Source organism: Roseovarius sp. MBR-154, from assembly GCF_053628595.1.
In genome coordinates, this window is record NZ_JBRJGR010000016.1 from 1 (window position 1) to 16522 (window position 16522).

15 protein-coding genes, 1 tRNA gene and 1 pseudogene are annotated in these 16522 nt (G+C 64.5%); 8 read left to right on the top strand and 9 right to left on the bottom strand.

From position 1 onward, the window contains the following. Positions 1 to 234, bottom strand: a 234-nt coding sequence (locus ACSSV4_RS16580; protein ID WP_454276297.1) for a hypothetical protein, incomplete at its 3' end; no start/stop codon positions are given. Between ACSSV4_RS16580 and ACSSV4_RS16585 the strand changes: the two genes are divergently transcribed. Beyond that, entirely contained in the window at positions 159 to 503 is a 345-nt protein-coding gene (locus ACSSV4_RS16585) for a Rap1a/Tai family immunity protein (RefSeq protein WP_454276209.1), read from the top strand. The two genes, ACSSV4_RS16580 and ACSSV4_RS16585, sit on opposite strands and share 76 nt — an antisense overlap. Before the next feature lie 197 nt (positions 504 to 700). On the opposite strand, the gene ACSSV4_RS16590 is transcribed toward ACSSV4_RS16585, so the two are convergent. Both ACSSV4_RS16590 and ACSSV4_RS16595 read right to left on the bottom strand, forming a co-directional pair. After that, positions 701 to 776, bottom strand: a tRNA-Thr gene (locus ACSSV4_RS16590). A 136-nt stretch (positions 777 to 912) separates the two neighbouring features. Beyond that, complete coding sequence (locus tag ACSSV4_RS16595; protein WP_454276210.1) at positions 913 to 1824, bottom strand: LysR substrate-binding domain-containing protein; 912 nt, start codon at positions 1822 to 1824, stop codon at positions 913 to 915. 101 nt (positions 1825 to 1925) lie between these two features. Between ACSSV4_RS16595 and ACSSV4_RS16600 the strand changes: the two genes are divergently transcribed. The 3 genes from ACSSV4_RS16600 to ACSSV4_RS16610 all read left to right on the top strand — a co-directional run bounded on the left by ACSSV4_RS16600 (position 1926) and on the right by ACSSV4_RS16610 (position 5970). Then, positions 1926 to 3149, top strand: a complete 1224-nt coding sequence (locus ACSSV4_RS16600) for an acyl-CoA dehydrogenase (protein WP_454276211.1) — start codon at positions 1926 to 1928, stop codon at positions 3147 to 3149. Positions 3150 to 3210: 61 nt separating this feature from the next. Then, on the top strand, positions 3211 to 4473 hold the full coding sequence (locus ACSSV4_RS16605; protein WP_454276212.1) for an NAD(P)/FAD-dependent oxidoreductase: 1263 nt from the start codon (positions 3211 to 3213) through the stop codon (positions 4471 to 4473). Positions 4474 to 4566: 93 nt separating this feature from the next. Continuing rightward, on the top strand, positions 4567 to 5970 hold the full coding sequence (locus ACSSV4_RS16610) for an MATE family efflux transporter (protein WP_454276213.1): 1404 nt from the start codon (positions 4567 to 4569) through the stop codon (positions 5968 to 5970). A 209-nt stretch (positions 5971 to 6179) separates the two neighbouring features. Here ACSSV4_RS16610 and ACSSV4_RS16615 read toward each other — a convergent pair whose 3' ends face one another. The 3 genes and pseudogenes from ACSSV4_RS16615 to ACSSV4_RS16625 all read right to left on the bottom strand — a co-directional run bounded on the left by ACSSV4_RS16615 (position 6180) and on the right by ACSSV4_RS16625 (position 8457). Then, complete coding sequence (locus tag ACSSV4_RS16615; RefSeq protein WP_454276214.1) at positions 6180 to 7118, bottom strand: sterol desaturase family protein; 939 nt, start codon at positions 7116 to 7118, stop codon at positions 6180 to 6182. Next, positions 7115 to 7507, bottom strand: coding sequence for a hypothetical protein (locus ACSSV4_RS16620; RefSeq protein ID WP_454276215.1), 393 nt, complete (start codon positions 7505 to 7507; stop codon positions 7115 to 7117). The genes ACSSV4_RS16615 and ACSSV4_RS16620 overlap by 4 nt, the downstream gene beginning before the upstream one ends. Positions 7508 to 7565: 58 nt before the next feature. Beyond that, positions 7566 to 8457 (bottom strand): annotated as a pseudogene (locus ACSSV4_RS16625) (DMT family transporter). 168 nt (positions 8458 to 8625) lie between these two features. Between ACSSV4_RS16625 and ACSSV4_RS16630 the strand changes: the two are divergent. The 4 genes from ACSSV4_RS16630 to gndA all read left to right on the top strand — a co-directional run bounded on the left by ACSSV4_RS16630 (position 8626) and on the right by gndA (position 13816). Then, positions 8626 to 9885: an MFS transporter gene (locus tag ACSSV4_RS16630; RefSeq protein ID WP_454276216.1), complete on the top strand. Its 1260-nt coding sequence runs from the start codon at positions 8626 to 8628 to the stop codon at positions 9883 to 9885. 190 nt (positions 9886 to 10075) lie between these two features. Beyond that, positions 10076 to 11251: an acetylornithine transaminase gene (locus tag ACSSV4_RS16635; protein ID WP_454276217.1), complete on the top strand. Its 1176-nt coding sequence runs from the start codon at positions 10076 to 10078 to the stop codon at positions 11249 to 11251. Between the two features lie 77 nt (positions 11252 to 11328). After that, the gene (gene argF / locus ACSSV4_RS16640) at positions 11329 to 12255 is read left to right on the top strand and encodes an ornithine carbamoyltransferase (RefSeq protein WP_454276218.1); all 927 of its coding nucleotides are present in this window, start codon (positions 11329 to 11331) and stop codon (positions 12253 to 12255) included. 160 nt (positions 12256 to 12415) lie between these two features. Next, a complete protein-coding gene (gene gndA, locus ACSSV4_RS16645) occupies positions 12416 to 13816 on the top strand; it encodes an NADP-dependent phosphogluconate dehydrogenase (protein ID WP_454276219.1) in 1401 nt (466 codons plus the stop codon). 68 nt (positions 13817 to 13884) lie between these two features. Here the strand turns inward: gndA and ACSSV4_RS16650 are convergent, their stop codons facing one another. From ACSSV4_RS16650 to ACSSV4_RS16660, 3 genes are read right to left on the bottom strand one after another with little or no spacing between them, the layout of a single operon-like run. Next, positions 13885 to 14400, bottom strand: a complete 516-nt coding sequence (locus ACSSV4_RS16650) for a hypothetical protein (protein WP_454276220.1) — start codon at positions 14398 to 14400, stop codon at positions 13885 to 13887. A gap of 4 nt (positions 14401 to 14404) precedes the next feature. Further along, on the bottom strand, positions 14405 to 15154 hold the full coding sequence (locus ACSSV4_RS16655) for a DsbA family protein (protein ID WP_454276221.1): 750 nt from the start codon (positions 15152 to 15154) through the stop codon (positions 14405 to 14407). Next, positions 15151 to 16485 carry a M48 family metalloprotease gene (locus ACSSV4_RS16660; RefSeq protein ID WP_454276222.1) on the bottom strand — a complete coding sequence of 445 codons (1335 nt, stop codon included), beginning with the start codon at positions 16483 to 16485 and terminating at the stop codon, positions 15151 to 15153. The genes ACSSV4_RS16655 and ACSSV4_RS16660 overlap by 4 nt, the downstream gene beginning before the upstream one ends. Positions 16486 to 16522: the final 37 nt, after the last annotated feature.

Sequence of the window (16522 nt, forward strand, 5' to 3'; positions counted from 1 at the left end):
CAGCAAAACCGAACCCATAAGAATGGCAGCCTGATAGGAAACCCTGATCCACCTTAACCGGGCTGCAAGCTGGTCGAAAAAGCAGGACCACCTCTGACCTTCTACAACCACCAACGCCCACACTCGGCCCTTGGCGGCAGACCACCCGCCGTGCTCTATTGGCTGAGAAAAGACAAAACCCAACCCGATCAGCAGGTGCAAAGAGTAGCTTAATTTACGCCAGATCCTGTCCAACAGGTTTTTGCATTGGCTACGTTATCGGCTACTCTGAAGGCACACCTTGGGGCGTAGCGTTAGCAGCAGCCAATGTGCGCGGTGAAATGGTGCCTGATGTCAATAATCTGATCGGCAACGTGACTGGAAGCTGCGTTCCAGCCGATGCGCCCAATAGCCAATTGAGAGATGTTGTAACAAAATACCTGCAAGAAAACCCTGCTAGCCGCCATGAGAGTGCGCGAACACTTATCTGGCGGGCCTATGCGGCAGCGTTTCCGTGTGGGTAGCTGTTGTCGCCTTCAAGGGGTTGACAACCGCCGAGCGCGATTCTTTCAGCTTTTATAGAGGAAATCTTGACTACACCGGGGCTGGTGCGCGCCGCCATTTTGCGGTCGTTCAAGGCACAAAGGGTGTATAATTAGGGGGATAGAATATTTAGTAAATCCGTTTTTATCATTAAAAACAGTGCTTTATGTACTTATAATGGTGCCCCCACACGGACTCGAACCGCGGACCTACTGATTACAAATCAGTTGCTCTACCAGCTGAGCTATAGGGGCCGATGGCGATTGCCTTGTGGTCGCACATCGTGGCGCGAACTAGCATACGGTATGATCCCGCGCAACGGGCAAAATGGGTTGCTCGTCAGAGATACATCGTCGGCGGTCGGGCGAGGACAATCGCGGGACAGACGGTCTAGCGCGGTAGCAAATCCTCGTCCTCGGCCTGCCCCGAGAGCCAGTCGCGGAACGTGAGCAGCGACGGATCTCGGCCGTTCTTTTGTGGCCAGACAAGGTAATAGGCGCCCGGCATCATGGTTGCCTCGTCCCAGACGCGGCACAGCCGTCCCGCCGCCAGATCCTGTTCCGCCAGGTAATCCGGCAAGAGCGCCATGCCCAGACCATGCAAGGCCGCCTGCGTAATGGTTGAGAATTGATCATAGATTGTACCGCTTGCCCGCGCCCCTTCAATTCCATGTGCCGCGATCCAGTCGGCCCAGGCATGGGGCCGGGTCTCGATATGCAACAGCGGCAGGCGCAGAAGGTCACGGGCGGTGGTCACGGGGGGATGGGCGGCGAGGAGGTCGGGCGCGGCGACGGGCAAAACCGCCTCTGTCTTGAGCCTGAGAGCATCGGTTCCGGGCCAATTTGAGTCCCCGAAATGTATGGCCGCATCAAAGGGTTCAGAGGCGAAGTTGAACGGTTTTAGCCGGGTGGAGAGGTTGATCGTCACCTCCGGGTGCCTGCGCGCGAAATCCGCGAGTCGCGGCACCAGCCAACGCATGCCGAAGGTCGGCAGGATCGCAAGGCTCAGGCTGCCGCCGACCGGGTTCACCGTCATGTTCACCGACGCCTGCGCGATCTGCTGCAAGGCGCCGCGCACCTTGTCGGCATAGACCGCCGCGTCGGGTGTCAGGCGCATGCTGCGCCCCTGCCGGATGAACAGGGTCACGCCAAGCTGATTTTCAAGCGTTTTCAACTGCCTGCTCACCGCACTTTGCGTCTGTGCCAGTTCATCGGCCGCAGCGGTCGCACTGCCAAGCCGGTCGAGCGCCTCGAGCGCGCGCAGCGAGGAGATAGAGGGCAGGAAGCGACGGGGTAGGGTCATACTTGCGAAAAACTCATGAGTTCATGTGGATTTATCGTTATTCATGCGGGTTTGACCAGTGTAAATTGCCTGTAACCGAGAAAAAGCATGAGGATTGCGCCATGAATGCCAATACGCCCACGCTGCGCGCCAAGGATGCGCCGGATCTCAACTCTTTTGAATGGAGCGACCCGTTCCGCCTGAGCGATCAGCTGTCGGAAGAGGAACGGATGATCGCCGAAAGTGCGCGCACCTTCGCGCAGGAGACCCTGCAGCCGCGCGTCATAGACGCCTATCGCGAGGAGCGGGTGGAGCCGGAAATCTTCAAGGACATGGGGCAGATGGGCCTCTTGGGCACGACCATCCCCGAGGAATATGGCGGGCTGGGATCGAGCTATGTGAGCTATGGTCTGGTGGCGCGCGAGATCGAGCGGGTCGATTCGGGCTATCGCTCGATGATGAGCGTGCAAAGCTCATTGGTGATGTATCCGATCTACGCCTATGGCAGCGAGGAGCAGCGCCGCAAATACCTGCCCGGCCTGGCAAGCGGCGATCTCATCGGCTGTTTCGGCCTGACCGAACCGGATGCCGGCAGTGACCCCGCTGGCATGAAAACCCGCGCCGTGCGCACCGACAGCGGCTATCGCCTGACCGGTTCCAAGATGTGGATTTCCAACAGCCCCATCGCGGATGTTTTCGTGGTCTGGGCCAAGTCCGAGGCGCATGACGGCAAGATCCGTGGCTTTGTGCTTGAGAAGGGCATGGCGGGGCTGAGCGCGCCCAAGGTTGGCGGCAAGCTGAGCTTGCGCGCCTCGGTCACCGGCGAGATCGTGATGGACGGCGTCGAGGTGCCCGAGAGCGCCCTTTTGCCGAATGTTCAGGGGCTTAAAGGGCCTTTTGGATGTTTGAATCGGGCCCGCTACGGCATTGCCTGGGGCGTCATGGGAGCGGCGGAGTTCTGCTGGCACGCCTCGCGGCAGTATGGCCTCGACCGCAAGCAGTTCAACCGGCCACTGGCGCAGACGCAGCTGTTTCAGCTCAAGCTGGCCAACATGCAGACCGAGATCGCGCTTGGCCTGCAGGCGGCGCTGCGCGTGGGGCGGCTGATGGATAAGGCCAATGCAGCCCCCGAGATGATCAGCCTGATCAAGCGCAACAATTGCGGCAAGGCATTGGAGATTGCACGCCACGCCCGCGACATGCATGGTGGCAACGGGATTTCAGAGGAATTTCAGGTCATCCGCCACATGGTCAATCTGGAAACGGTCAACACCTATGAGGGGACGCATGACGTGCATGCGCTGATCCTGGGCCGTGCGCAGACCGGGCTTCAGGCGTTTTTCTAAGGTGAAGAATGACGTGCAAGCCTTTGTTTGAAAGTTACAAAATCATCAAGAGTCACTCCGTATGAGGAGCCCGCTCACGTCGCTGTGGCGGGCAAGCGCGGCGGAAGATTTCGCAGCCCCCCCCTTGCAGGGCGAGCGCAGCGTCGATCTGGCCATCGTGGGCGGCGGTTATACCGGTCTCTCGGCTGCATTGGAGGCCGCCGGAAAGGGTGCAGACGTAACCCTGCTGGAGGCCGAGACGGTCGGGCATGGCGGCTCTGGGCGCAATGTCGGTCTGGTCAATGCCGGGCTCTGGCTTTCGCCCGATGCGGTCTGCAAGACACTCGGGCGGGCGGCGGGCGAGCGGCTCAACAGCGTGCTGGCCGGTGCACCGGATGTCGTCTTCGATCTGATCGCGCAGCATGGCATCGCTTGCGAGCCGGTGCGCAACGGCACGCTGCACCTGGCGCATGCGGCCAAGGGAACGGCGCAACTGCGGGAGCGGCTGACGCAGATGCAGGCGCGCGGCGCGCCGGTGCAGATGCTTGAGGGCGCAGAGGTGGCGGCGCGCACCGGAACGGAGCGGTTTCACGGCGCGCTCTTTGATCCACGCGCGGGCACCATTCAACCCTTGGCTTATGCGCGCGGGCTGGCGCGCGCGGCGGTGGAGCAGGGTGCGCAGTTGCATGAGCAGAGCCCGGTCACGGCGGCCACCCGCCATGGCGCGCAATGGGTGATCCACACGCCGGGCGGCAAGCTGCGCGCGAAACATCTGCTGATGGCGACCAATGCCTATCACAGCCCCGCCCCTCCCGTCCGCCTGCCCGACATGCCGGTGGTGCAGTTCTACCAACTGGCAACGGAGCCCTTGGGCGACAACCTCGCGCGCGATATTCTGGCGGGGGGCGAGGGGTGCTGGGATACCGGCCTTGTGATGACCTCGCTGCGGCGCGATGCGGCGGGACGGATCATCCTCGGCGGCATGGGAGGCGAGGCAAGCGCTCATGCCAACTGGGCCGAACGCAAGCTGACGCAACTTTTCCCGCGCCTGCGCGGCACCGAGATCCGCCACGCCTGGGCCGGGCGCATTGCGATGACCGGCGATCACCTGCCGCGCATTCAGCGCATCGGGCAGGGCGGCTATGCGATCTATGGTTATTCGGGGCGCGGTATTGGGCCGGGCACGGTCTTTGGCCGGGCTGTGGCGCGGGCGCTCTTGACCGGAGAGGAGGACGGCCTTCCGGTGCCCGTGGTCGAGGCGCATCGCGAGCCGCTGGCAGGGCTGCGCACGCTCTATTACGAGACCGGTGCACGGCTGGTGCATCTGGTGGCCGCACGCGGCTGAGCAAATCCGCACATCGACTGTTGAGCAGGTGCCGCTTGCGCGAAGCGCAAAGCCCGTTATCTGCACATCCAGTTGTGTGAAAGGATTATGACAATGGCCCTGACCGAGAGCGGCGGGAGTTTCACCCAAGGCAACCTTTTCCGGCACGTGTCGGTGATGTCGTTTACTTCCAGCATCGGGTTGATGGCTATCTTTGCTGTCGATCTTATTGATATCATTTTCATTTCCATGCTGGGGCGCGAAGAGTTGGCAGCGGCGGCGGGCTATGCGAGCGCGCTGATGTTCTTTGCCAGCGCGGTCAATATCGGGCTCTCGATTGCCGCCGGCGCATTGGTGGCGCGGGCCGAGGGCGAGCGCAACCGCACCGACGCGCGCGAATACGCAAGCAGCACGGCAGTGATCGCGGTGGCGACGGGGCTGGTTCTGCCGCTTCTGATGCTGCCGTTTCTCGATGTTCTCCTGGGCCTCGTCGGGGCCACTGGAGCGGCGGCGGAGATGGCGCAGGGCTATCTGTGGATCATCCTGCCGACGACCTTTCTGTCGGGGTTGTCGATGGTGGCGGTCGCGGTGTTGCGCGCCTATGGCGATGCGCGCGGCGCGATGTACCCCGCACTTCTGGGGGCGGCGGTGAATCTTGTCCTCGATCCGATCCTGATCTTTGCGGTGGGCATGGGCCTTGAAGGGGCCGCCGTGGCGACGGTGCTGGCGCGTCTGGCGACGGCGGCACTGGCGCTGTTCCTCGCGGTGACGCGCTATCAGGCCTTTGCACGGCCACGCCCACAATGCGTGGCGCGCGATTTCAAGGATGCGGCGGGCATCGCGCTGCCTGCAGTTCTGGGCACGGTGGCGACACCGCTTGGCACCGCCATCGTGACGCGGGAAATGGCGAAATACGGCACCGATGCGGTGGCCGCCATGGCGGTGATCAACCGGATGGTGCCGGTGGTGTTCTCGGTCGTGCTGGCGCTGTCGGGGGCGATCGGGCCGATCTTTGGCCAGAATTTCGGGGCAGGGCGGATGGATCGGGTCTATGAGACCTTCCTCGACGGGTTGAAGTTCCTTGCCCTTTACGTGGTGGGAATGTCGGCGCTTCTGTTTGTCCTGCGCGAACCGATTGTCGACATGTTTGGAGCCGATGGGGAGATGCGCGCGATCCTCTATCTCTATCTCGGGCCGCTGGCGCTCGGGTCGTTCTTCAACGGCGCGATCTTCGTGGCAAATGCGTCGTTCAATAATCTGGGCCATCCGGGCTATTCGACGGGGGTGAACTGGGGGCGGCACACCATCGGCACCTGGCCCTTCGTCGTGGGCTTCGGAATGATCTGGGGCGCGCAGGGCGTGCTGGTGGGACAGGCCCTGGGCGGCGCGGTCTTTGCGGCCCTGGCGGCATGGCTGGCATTCCGGGTGATCGAGGCCCCGTGTCGCGATCCGCTCAAGCTGCACTACACCTGCCCGGATCAGCGCATGCAGGTGATGAGCAACCGCGCGCAGCGGTAAGAGGTAGCGACTGCGGAAATAACACCGGCACCCTGCACAAGGCTGAGTAATGGGCCTTGCACAGGGCACCGGATCCTTGCGCCGATCCAGACCTGCTAAAGCAAGATCGACTTTGTGCAATGGGTTTAGCGGATCCTCTTGCCTGACCGATTAACCCCCATTTGGAACGATCGGTCAAATAACAAATCGGTAAACAGGGCGTGAAACACTCACCGGTTGAGCGGAAAGCCGGGTGTACCCGCGTTTTCAGGGTGATCGGCCAGATATCGCGTCTTGATCGCGGTCGAGGTCTCGCGGCTTCCATCATGGCTCCAGCCGGGGGGCATGAGGCAGTAATTGCGCCGCTCACGCCACGTCAGCCCCGGCTGTGTCGCATCGCGGTAAATGCCCACCCATTCGTGAAAGGCGACGCGGATCGGGTTGAAGGTGCCGAGATTGCGGACGAGGCCGTAATCGGGTTTCTCCTCGTCGAGTTCCGGCACGAAGGTGCCGAAGAGCTTGTCCCAGATGATGAACACCCCTGCGTAATTGCAATCGAGATAGCGCGGGTTGCGTCCGTGATGCACGCGGTGATGCGAGGGTGTATTCATCACCGCCTCGAACCAGCGCGGCATGCGTCCGATCGCTTCGGTATGAATCCAGAACTGGTAGATCAGGTTCAGCCCGCCGACGAACAGCACCATCGCCGGATGAAACCCCAGAAGGATCAGCGGCGCGCGCACCACCATCATGAAAGTGAAGGTGCCGGTCCAGGTCTGCCGCAGCGCCGTTGTCAGGTTGTAATGTTGCGAGGAGTGGTGATTGACGTGGCTCGCCCAGACCCAGCGGATGCGGTGCCCGAAGCGGTGCACCCAGTAATAGCGCAGATCGTCGAGCACGAAGCAGAGCGCGATCACCCAGACCGAGGCGCCCAGATCGAGCGGCGTTACCTCCCACAGCAGCATGAAGAAGCCATAGGCGACAAAGCCCAGCAGGATGCCCGAGGCCACGTTGCCCGCCCCCATGATAAGCGAGGTCAGCGCATCGCGGGTCTCATAGCGCCCGCCGCGGCCCTTGATGACGATCCACAGCAGTTCGGCGAGGATGGCGGCGATGAAGAAGGGCACCGCCCAGTTCACCACGTCGGGAAAGGCGGTCATGTCGGTCATGCGGTCTCCTTCAGCGCGTCTTGCCACCCGGCGGCCTCATCTGGATCAAGGCTGAGGTGAATGCGCGGCGCGGTATAGTCGGGCAGATCGAGCCGCAGCCCGGACTTGCTCCGGCGTGCCCGCGCGCCGGTGAGGTAGCGCGGGGTGGTATCCGCGCCCATCGGCCAGACCACGCCGCGCCCGGTCTCGGTCTCGATCAGAGCGGCGGAGTGGTCTTGGCAGAGCGTCACATACCGGGGAGCATCTCCGGGAAACTCGCGCAGCCATGCCGCCCTTGCCGCCACCTCGTCCGGCAGTGTCGCGCGGCGCGAGAGGCCAAGCAGATGCAGCAGCACCGCGATGCAGGCGATACCCAGAACGACCATTGGCAACAGGATGCTCAGTGGCATGGTCTCCTCCCTCGGGATGGATTTAGCCAAAGCGTGTGTGGCTTTGTCAAAGGGGGCGTTACGTCACCGGCGCGCGACGGCGCCCCTCGCGCCAGACCAGAAGGCCCGCGCCGCAGAGCACGACGGTCGCGCCTGTGATCGACACCGCATCGGGCCAGACCCCGAAGATCACCCCGTCATAGAGCGCGGCAAAGACCAGCGCGGTGAAGAAGAACGGGGCCACGTAACTTGCATCGCCGCGCGCCACGGCATTGACGAAACAGGCCTGCGCGAGTGCCATGAGGAGGCCGAGGCCGATCAGCGCCGCCCATTGCGCGGGTGTTGGCGCGACCCAGACCCAGATCACGGCGAGGGTTGCGATACCCAGTCCGATGGAGTTGTTGATCAGCAGGATCTGCAACGGCCCCTCGCGCCCCGAGAGCCGCTTGATGAAGATGAGTTCGGCCCCGAGGCACAGCGCCGCGCCAAGTGCCAGAAGTGCTCCGGGCGCGATGACGCCGCTGCCCGGTCGCATCAGGATTACGGCCCCTGCAAGGCCAATGGCGGCGGCACACCAGCGCAGCGGGCCGACGCGTTCGCCCAGCAGGGGCATCGCCAGCATCATCCCGAAAACCGGGTTGAGAAAGCTGATCGCCGTGGCATCCGACAGCGGGATGAAGGCGGCGGCCGCGAACATCAGCGTGACCCCCGCCCAGCCAAAGCAGGAGCGCTTGGCATGGGTCGCGAGATCGGGCCGCGTGAGGCGTGGGCGGATCAGCGCCGTCATCGCGCCGATGGCAAGAAAGGCGAAGAGAAACCGCCCGTGGCTGACCTGCAGCGCATGCAGCGGGGGGCCCGAGCGTACCCGTCCCGAGTGCCTTGGCCAGCAGCGTGGTGCCCGCCAGCAAAGCTGCAGCCAGAAGCGTGAGCAGGGCGGCAAGGCCGGGATTGGGGGCGCGGGGCGTGAACATGGGGGCAGCCTTGCCGCGCCGCGTGAGCATGTGCAAGCGGTAACAGCCTGACACCCGTCGACAAATTCGCGTGTGCATGTGCGGAAAACGACGCGATGTCGCGACCGGTCGCGCGGGTGCCACGGTTTGCGTGCAGGACACCCTCAGGAAACATCAAGACCCCAAGACATGCACGACCGCCGCATCCCCGAATGGCTCCGCCACGCGCCCACCCCCTCGGTGCGGGGGTTTGCCCTGCTGGCGGGCACCGAGGCGATGGCGCGCGGCATTCTGATCTCGGTCATGCCGCTCGAGATGTATCGCGCGCTGCGCGATGCGGCGCTGGTGTCGGAGGTGTATTTCCTCGTCGGAATGCTGTCGCTGGCCACCGGGCTGATGGTGCCCTTCGCCACCCGCCATGTGCCGCGCCGCTGGATCTACGTGATGGGCTGCGCGATGTTCGCGGGCGGCGCCGGGATGGGCGCGCAGGGCGGCGTGCTGGGGATGATCGCGGCGCTTGCGCTGATGACGGCGGCGACGGTGATGGTGTTTGTCTGCTTCAACGCCTATGTGCTGGATTTCATTGCCAAGTCCGACCTGGGGCGCTGCGAGACCTCGCGCATGTTCTACAGTGCGGCGGGCTGGACGGCAGGGCCATGGCTCGGCGTCGCCCTTCTCGGGCTGTGGCGGCCATTGCCCTTTCTGATCGCCGGCGTGGCGGCCTTAGCGATGATGACGCTCTTTCTCTACATGCGGCTTGGCAACGGGCGGCTGATCACCCGCGCGCAGGCCCCGGCGCCCAATCCGCTGGCGTGGCTGCCGCGGTTCTTCGTGCAGCCGCGGCTGGTGGCGGGCTGGGTTTTCGCGGTGATCCGCTCCTGCGGTTGGTGGGCCTATGTGGTCTATCTACCGATCTTCGCGGTCCAGCAGGGGCTGGGCGAGGATCTGGGTGGCATGCTGCTCTCGGCCTCGAACGGGATGCTGTTCGTGACACCTTTGATGCTGCGCTGGATGCAGCGCCGCTCTATCCGGTGCGCGGTGCGGGTGGGGTTCGCGGCCTCAGGGCTGCTCTTCGTGCTGGGGGCCATGGCGAGCGGCTGGCCCTGGGCGACGGTTGCGGGGCTGGCGCTCGCCTCGGTGTTCCTGGTGCTGCTCGATGTGTCGGCGGGGCTGCCTTTCCTGATGGCCGTCAAGCCGTCGGAGCGCACGGAGATGTCGGCGATCTATGCCAGTTTTCGTGATGTGTCGGGGATCGTGACACCGGGGGCGGCGTGGCTGGTGCTGCTGGTGGCCCCTTTGCCGGGGATATTCGCATTGGCCGGCGCGGGCCTGTTGTCCTGCTGGCATCTGGCGCGGCACCTGCATCCGAGGCTGGGCGCGGCGCGCGTTACGGTGCAGGCAGCCCCGGCATGCGACATTCCGCTTTCCCTGACGCGCGAAACCGGCTAAAGCCACGTCATGATCACGAGCGCGACACATACCCCGATCCGACGCCGACGCACCCGCGTCTGACGTCCCGTCCTCTCGTGATCCCGGCGTAGTGTGCGCCAATTCCTCCAAATGCCCCAAATACCCAAATGATTGACTTGGCCCCGCCCTTGCGGCACTCAAAGGGCCTCTTGTTGACAAGGAACCTGCCATGATTCCGTCGATCCTGCCGACTTATAATCGCGCGCCGCTCTCATTCGTAAAGGGCGAAGGCACCTGGCTGATCGAGGCCGACGGGCGCCGATTTCTAGATCTCGGCGCGGGGATTGCGGTCAATGCCATGGGGCATGCGCATCCCGATCTGGTCGCGGCGCTGACCGATCAGGCGGGCGAGCTGTGGCATACCTCGAACCTCTACCAGATCCCCAAGCAGCAGGAGCTGGCCGACCGGCTGGTCGAGGCGACCTTTGCCGATACGGTCTTCTTCACCAATTCCGGCACCGAATCCTGCGAATTGGCGGTCAAGATGGCGCGCAAGTTCTTCTACGATTCAGGCCAACCGGAGAGGACCGATATCATCGCCTTCGAGGGCTCGTTTCACGGGCGTTCCTCGGCGGGGATCGCCGCCGCTGGATCGGAGAAGATGACCAAGGGCTTCGGCCCGCTGCTGCCCGGCTTCAAGCATGTGCCTTGGGGAGATCACGACGCGCTCCATGCCGCAATCGACGACACGACCGCCGCCATCCTGATTGAGCCGGTGCAGGGCGAGGGCGGCATTCGCCCGCTGCCCGATCAATGCCTCAAGGGTCTGCGCGCCCTTTGCGACGAGAAGGATATCCTGCTGATCCTAGATGAGGTGCAATGCGGGGTGGGGCGCACGGGGCGGCTTTTCGCGCATGAATGGGCTGACGTTGCGCCCGATATCATGATGGTCGCCAAGGGCATCGGCGGCGGCTTTCCCTTGGGGGCGGTGCTGGCCACGGAGCGTGCCGCTGCGGGCATGGGCGCGGGCACGCATGGCTCCACCTATGGTGGCAACCCTCTGGGCTGTGCCGTGGGTTGTGCTGTGATGGAGCATGTCGCCACGCCGGAATTTCTGGCCGAGGTCAACCGCAAGGCGGGGCTGATGCGCCAGCGTCTGGAGGGGCTGGTCGCGGCGCATCCCGACATCTTTACCGGAGTTCGGGGATTGGGGCTGATGCTTGGGTTGGGGTGCAAGATCACCAACACCGATGTGGTCAAGGCCGGGTATGACGCGCTCGTCGCCACGGTGCCCGCCGCCGATAACGTGATCCGCCTGCTGCCGCCGCTCACCATCACCGACGATGAAATCACAGAGGCGGTCACCCGTCTCGAAACCGCCGCCACGGCCTTGAAAACTGCCTGATTTCATCGTTCCAGAAATACTCCGGGGGTTTGGGGGCTGGCCCCCAAATGTCCCCAACGAAAAAAGCGAACACTGATATGACCCATTTTCTCGACATTCACAAAACCGATCCGGCCGAGTTGCGGGCGATCATCGATCAGGCGCGCGACATGAAGCTCGCGCGCAACGGTCATCCGCGCGGCACACCCGATGCCGAACAGCCGCTGGCGGGGCGCATGGTGGCGCTCATTTTCGAGAAACCCTCGACGCGCACGCGGGTGTCGTTCGACGTGGGCGTGCGGCAGATGGGCGGGCAGACGATGGTTCTGTCGGGGGCCGACATGCAACTGGGCCATGGCGAGACGATCGCCGATACCGCGCGGGTGCTGTCGCGCTATGTCGACATGATCATGATCCGCACCTTCGACGAATCCGTGCTGCTGGAGATGGCGGAATACTCCGATGTGCCGGTGATCAACGGGCTGACCGACCGCACCCATCCGTGCCAGATCATGGCCGATATCCTGACCTACGAGGAACATCGCGGGCCGATCACCGGCAAGAAGGTGGTCTGGTCTGGCGACGGCAACAATGTCTGCGCCTCCTTCCTGCACGCCGCCGGGCAGTTCGGGTTCAACCTGACCTTTACCGGGCCGATGCAGCTTGATCCCGAGCCCGAATTCATTGGCGTCGCGCGCAAGGCGGGCAGCACGATCACCATCGAGCGTGACCCCGCGAAGGCGGTCGAGGGGGCCGATCTGGTGGTCACCGATACATGGGTCAGCATGCATGACAGCCAGTCCACCAAGGAGCGCCGCCACAACATGCTGCGGCCCTATCAGGTCAACGACAAGCTGATGGCGCAGGCGAAACCCGACGCGCTCTTCATGCATTGCCTGCCCGCGCATCGCGGCGAGGAGGTGACGTCGGATGTGATGGACGGGCCGTCCTCGGTGATTTTCGACGAGGCCGAGAACCGGCTGCATGCGCAGAAGGCGATCATGCGCTGGACGCTCGGGGTCTGAGGTTGGCGTGACGGGAGATCCTCCGGTCAAGCCGGAGGATGACGCTGATCTTTTGCTCTCGTCAGCCCCCAGGGCCTGAGCCGGGGGTCGTTCGGGTGCTTGCAATTTATCGTTTTGCGGCCTAGGCTTACCTCGTTCCGTTAGCGGTATCGGAGGGGGGATGGGCAAGGCGCAGATCGGGGTCTACGGGCTTGGCACCATGGGCAGCGCGCTGGCGCTCAACATGGCGGAGCACGGCTTTGACGTGGCCGTCACCAACCGCGAGACGGACTGGATCGCGCGCTTCATGGCAGAGGCGGGAGATTTGGCCGAGCGCCTTGATCCGCATGACAAAATTCAGCATTTCGTCACCACGCTGGAGCGTCCGCGCATCATCCTGTTCATGATCCCGTCGGGGGCGCCGATGGATGAAATGCTGGAGCAGGTCACGCCGCTTCTGGAGCCTGGCGATATCGTGATCGACGGCGGCAATGCCGATTTTCATGACACCCGAAGGCGGGTCGGTAAACTGTCGGTATCGCGTCTGTATCACGTCGGTCTTGGTGTTTCGGGCGGCGAGGCGGGTGCGAGGCACGGTCCGTCGATGATGATGGGCGGCAGCGCCGAGGCCTGGGCGCGGATCGCGCCAATCCTGACGGCCATCGCCGCGCGCCACGAGGGCAGCCCCTGCGTGGCGCATCTTGGCCCCGACGGGGCGGGGCATTTCGTCAAGACCGTGCATAACGGCATTGAATATGCCGACATGCAGGTGATCGCGGAAATCTACAGTCTGATGCGCAACGGGCTGGCATTGCCACCTTCCGAAATAGGGGCGCTGTTCGAGACATGGAACGAGGGTCCGCTGCGGTCCTACCTCGTGGAGATCACCGCCAAGCTTTTGACCTATGCCGATCCCGAGACCGGGCATCCGATGATCGACGTGATCAAGGATGCCGCCGGTCAAAAGGGCACCGGGCGCTGGAGCGTGATCGAGGCGCTGCGGATGGGGCAATCCGCAAGCGTGATCGAGGCTGCCGTGGGCGCGCGCAGTTGGTCCTCGGAGAAGCACACCCGGCAACGGGCCGAGGCCGTGCTTGGGGGGGCGGTTGGCGCAGTTGACGCCAGCCCCGAGGTTCTGGCCGAGGCGTTTCTGGCGGCGCGCATCCTTGCCCATGCGCAGGGCTTCCGCGTGCTTGCGGCGGCATCCGAGGAGTATGGCTGGTCGCTCGATTTCGCGACCATCGCGCGGATCTGGCGGGCGGGGTGTATCATCCGCTCGGCCCTGCTCGACGAGATCGCCGTCGCCTTTGAGGGCGATCTGCGGGAGGGTCAGTTGATCCTCGACCCCGGTCTGGCGCAGACCCTTGCGCGCTGTGTGCCCGCGTTGCGGCAGGTGGTGTGCAGCGCGGTGCATGGCGGGCATCCGGTGCCCGCGCTGAGCGCGGGGCTGGCGTGGTATGACAGCATGCGATTGGGCCATGGCAGCGCCAACATGATCCAGGCGCAGCGCGACATGTTCGGGCATCACGGGTTTGAGCGGCTGGGGCAGGCGGGTGTGCATCACGGGCCGTGGTGGGACTGATCCGGGCCGTGGTGGGACTGATCCGTGCCGGGTCAGTTGAGTATTTTTGGAACGATGAAGGGCAGGGGTCACTCGGTCAGGTAGCGGTCTAGCACGATGGCGGGCATCGCGCCGCGCAGCATCATGTCGGGCAGCACGTAGGAGGGCGCCATGTCGAGGCCAAGCCTGCGGGCGAGCGCGGCGTCGGGGCCGATGTCGAAGACCGCGACGCGAAAGCCCAGCCGGTCAGCCAGAGCGTGCAATTCGTCGCGGGCGCGGCTGCAGTCGGGGCAATCCTCTGCGGTGAAGAAGGCCACCCGCGTCGGGGCATCGGTGGGGCCGAAGCCGGGTTGGCTCGGGTTGAAAAGCTGTGTCGCCATTTGGTCGAGCGTGTCCAGATCGCGCTCGGCCTCTGCGCCGTAGAGGTCGGGGGCTGGGCGGGGCAGGCCGGTGATCTCCGAGAGCAGTTCGGGGGTGGCGATCAGCACGTCGCGGATCGCGCTGCCGAGCGGCGGGCGCGATTGCGCGCCGCTGTCCTGTGCCGTCGCAGTATATGGCAGCAGCAGCCCCCCGAGGAGGGCCGCGCCGAAAAGGCATTGTCGCATCGGGTTATTGCGTGCGGATGTCGTTGGCGATGGCCTGCATCGCGTCCTGCGGAAGGAAGCCGCGCAGCATCTGTTCGCCCATCACGAAGGACGGCGTGCCGCTGATCTGGAGCCGCTGGCCAAGCGCGTGGTTGGCGGCGATCACCTCGGTCACGGCGTCGTCGTCCATGGCCGCCACGATGGCGTTGGCATCGAGCCCGAGCGAATCGGCCAGCCGGGTAAAGCCCGCCTCGTTCATCGACCCGTTATAGGCCATGAGCGCGTCATGCACGGATTTGTAGGCCTCGTCCCCGGCGACCTGCTGGGTGGCGATGGCAAAGCGCGAGGCCTGCACCGAGTCCTCTCCCAGAATGGGGAATTCCTTGACGATGAAACGGATATTGCCGTCCTCTTTCAGCAGGCCGTGCACCTCGTCCACGGCGCGGCGGCAATAGCCGCAGCGGTAATCCATGAATTCGACGAGGGTGATGTCGCCCTCGGGATTGCCGCCGACCCAGGAATGACCGTCGTTGAAGATCGCGTCGGCATTGGCGCGCACGAGATCGACATCGGCCTGGGCCTGTCCTTCGGCCTGACGCTCTTCGAGCACAGCCACGGCCTCCATGATCACCTCGGGGTTTTCCAGCAGATAGGCGCGGATTTCGGAGTGCAGCGTAGCGCGCTCGGCCTCGGTCAGGTTGTCGAGATCGAGGGCCTGCGCGGGCAGGGCCAGAGGCAGGCTGAGGGCGGCGGCGGCGACAAGGCTTCGAATCACTGGTTCTTACTCCGTTTCTCGGCGGCTTTGGCCGCGTGTAGCACATCCTGCGCGCGTTGCCACGCGGCCGAGCCGCGCGGCAAGAGGCCGGAGGCGCGTTCGGCATGTATCTTAGCATCTTTGAGCCGACCCGCCATCGCATAACGCTCTGCGGTGAGAACCGAAGCCATGCCGTTATTGCCGAGATGCGCCTCGGCCTGTGCCAGATCGCGCAGCACGCGGAAGTCGCGGCCATCGCGGCTGCGCGCGGATTCGAGGACTTGCGCGGCCTTTTGCACCTGCCCGTCGGCCAGCAGCGCGCGCCCATAGGAGCCAAGGATCAGCGCGTTGCGCGGGGCGAGATTGGTGGCGCGGGCATAGGCGGCGACGGCAGCCTTGATCTGGCGGCTTTCCATCAGGATCTGGCCACGCAATTCGTGCAGATAGGGATCGTCGGGGCGGCGCGCGACGGCCCCGTCGATGGCTTGGAGCGCGCGGCGCAGGTCGGCGTTGCGGTGATGGGCGATGGCCTGGCGCATCAGCGTGACGTCCTCATAGCCGTATTCACCGGCGCGGGTCAGCGTCCATTTCGGCGAGCGCTGAAAGGCCGAGAGCTTGGACTTGGCGCGGGCGAACCAGTATGTGGCCTCGGGGTCGGGTTGCACCTGCCGCGATTGCGCCTCGGCCAGCGCCTGCACCCGGCGATACCGGTCGCGCGAGAGCGGATGGGTGCGCGCATAGGCGTCCTGCCGCGAGAGCGAGAGCGATTCCTGGCCGCGAAACAGATCCATCACCTGCACCGCCCCGTTGAGATCGACCCCGGCGGCGTTCATGAACCGCATGCCGCTGGAATCGGCGGCGTTTTCCTCGGCGCGGGTATGGGCGAAAAAGCTGCGCTGCGCGGCCCCCTGAATGCCCGCCGCCGCCCCGGCCACGAATTCGCCACTGCCCGCCGCGGCCCCGACGGCCGCCGCAAGCGCCGTACCGAGGGCGGCGGCGGTGCGGGCGCTGCGCGCGTTGAGCGGGCGGCGCATCAGATGGCCGTTGGCAATATGCGCGGCCTCATGCGCGATCACCGATTGCAGCATGGCCGGGGTGGTCATCCGCAACATCAACCCGGAATGGATGAAGATGCTGTCGGCGTCGATGACAAAGGCGTTCATGCTGGCGTCGTCGATCACCAGGATATCGACCCGGTCGGGGTTGAGCCCGGCGGCGCGCAGCACAGGCGCGCCGAGCGCGCGCAGGGCGTGTTCGATATCGGGATCGCGCAGCAGGGTGACGGCGCGCGCGGGCGCGGCGAGCATGACGCTCACGATCAGCGATATCGCGAGAAACCGGAGGAGCTGCATTGACCTGACCTGCCTTTCGACGTGAAGAGAGGGCATG

What these genes read in the sequence shown, in the direction of transcription:
- ACSSV4_RS16595 (WP_454276210.1), bottom strand. Translation starts at nt 1,824, where the DNA reads ATGACCCTACCCCGTCGCTTCCTGCCCTCTATCTCCTCGCTGCGCGCG.
- ACSSV4_RS16600 (WP_454276211.1), top strand. Translation starts at nt 1,926, where the DNA reads ATGAATGCCAATACGCCCACGCTGCGCGCCAAGGATGCGCCGGATCTC.
- ACSSV4_RS16605 (WP_454276212.1), top strand. Translation starts at nt 3,211, where the DNA reads ATGAGGAGCCCGCTCACGTCGCTGTGGCGGGCAAGCGCGGCGGAAGAT.
- ACSSV4_RS16610 (WP_454276213.1), top strand. Translation starts at nt 4,567, where the DNA reads ATGGCCCTGACCGAGAGCGGCGGGAGTTTCACCCAAGGCAACCTTTTC.
- ACSSV4_RS16615 (WP_454276214.1), bottom strand. Translation starts at nt 7,118, where the DNA reads ATGACCGACATGACCGCCTTTCCCGACGTGGTGAACTGGGCGGTGCCC.
- ACSSV4_RS16620 (WP_454276215.1), bottom strand. Translation starts at nt 7,507, where the DNA reads ATGCCACTGAGCATCCTGTTGCCAATGGTCGTTCTGGGTATCGCCTGC.
- ACSSV4_RS16630 (WP_454276216.1), top strand. Translation starts at nt 8,626, where the DNA reads ATGCACGACCGCCGCATCCCCGAATGGCTCCGCCACGCGCCCACCCCC.
- ACSSV4_RS16635 (WP_454276217.1), top strand. Translation starts at nt 10,076, where the DNA reads ATGATTCCGTCGATCCTGCCGACTTATAATCGCGCGCCGCTCTCATTC.
- argF (WP_454276218.1), top strand. Translation starts at nt 11,329, where the DNA reads ATGACCCATTTTCTCGACATTCACAAAACCGATCCGGCCGAGTTGCGG.
- gndA (WP_454276219.1), top strand. Translation starts at nt 12,416, where the DNA reads ATGGGCAAGGCGCAGATCGGGGTCTACGGGCTTGGCACCATGGGCAGC.
- ACSSV4_RS16650 (WP_454276220.1), bottom strand. Translation starts at nt 14,400, where the DNA reads ATGCGACAATGCCTTTTCGGCGCGGCCCTCCTCGGGGGGCTGCTGCTG.
- ACSSV4_RS16660 (WP_454276222.1), bottom strand. Translation starts at nt 16,485, where the DNA reads ATGCAGCTCCTCCGGTTTCTCGCGATATCGCTGATCGTGAGCGTCATG.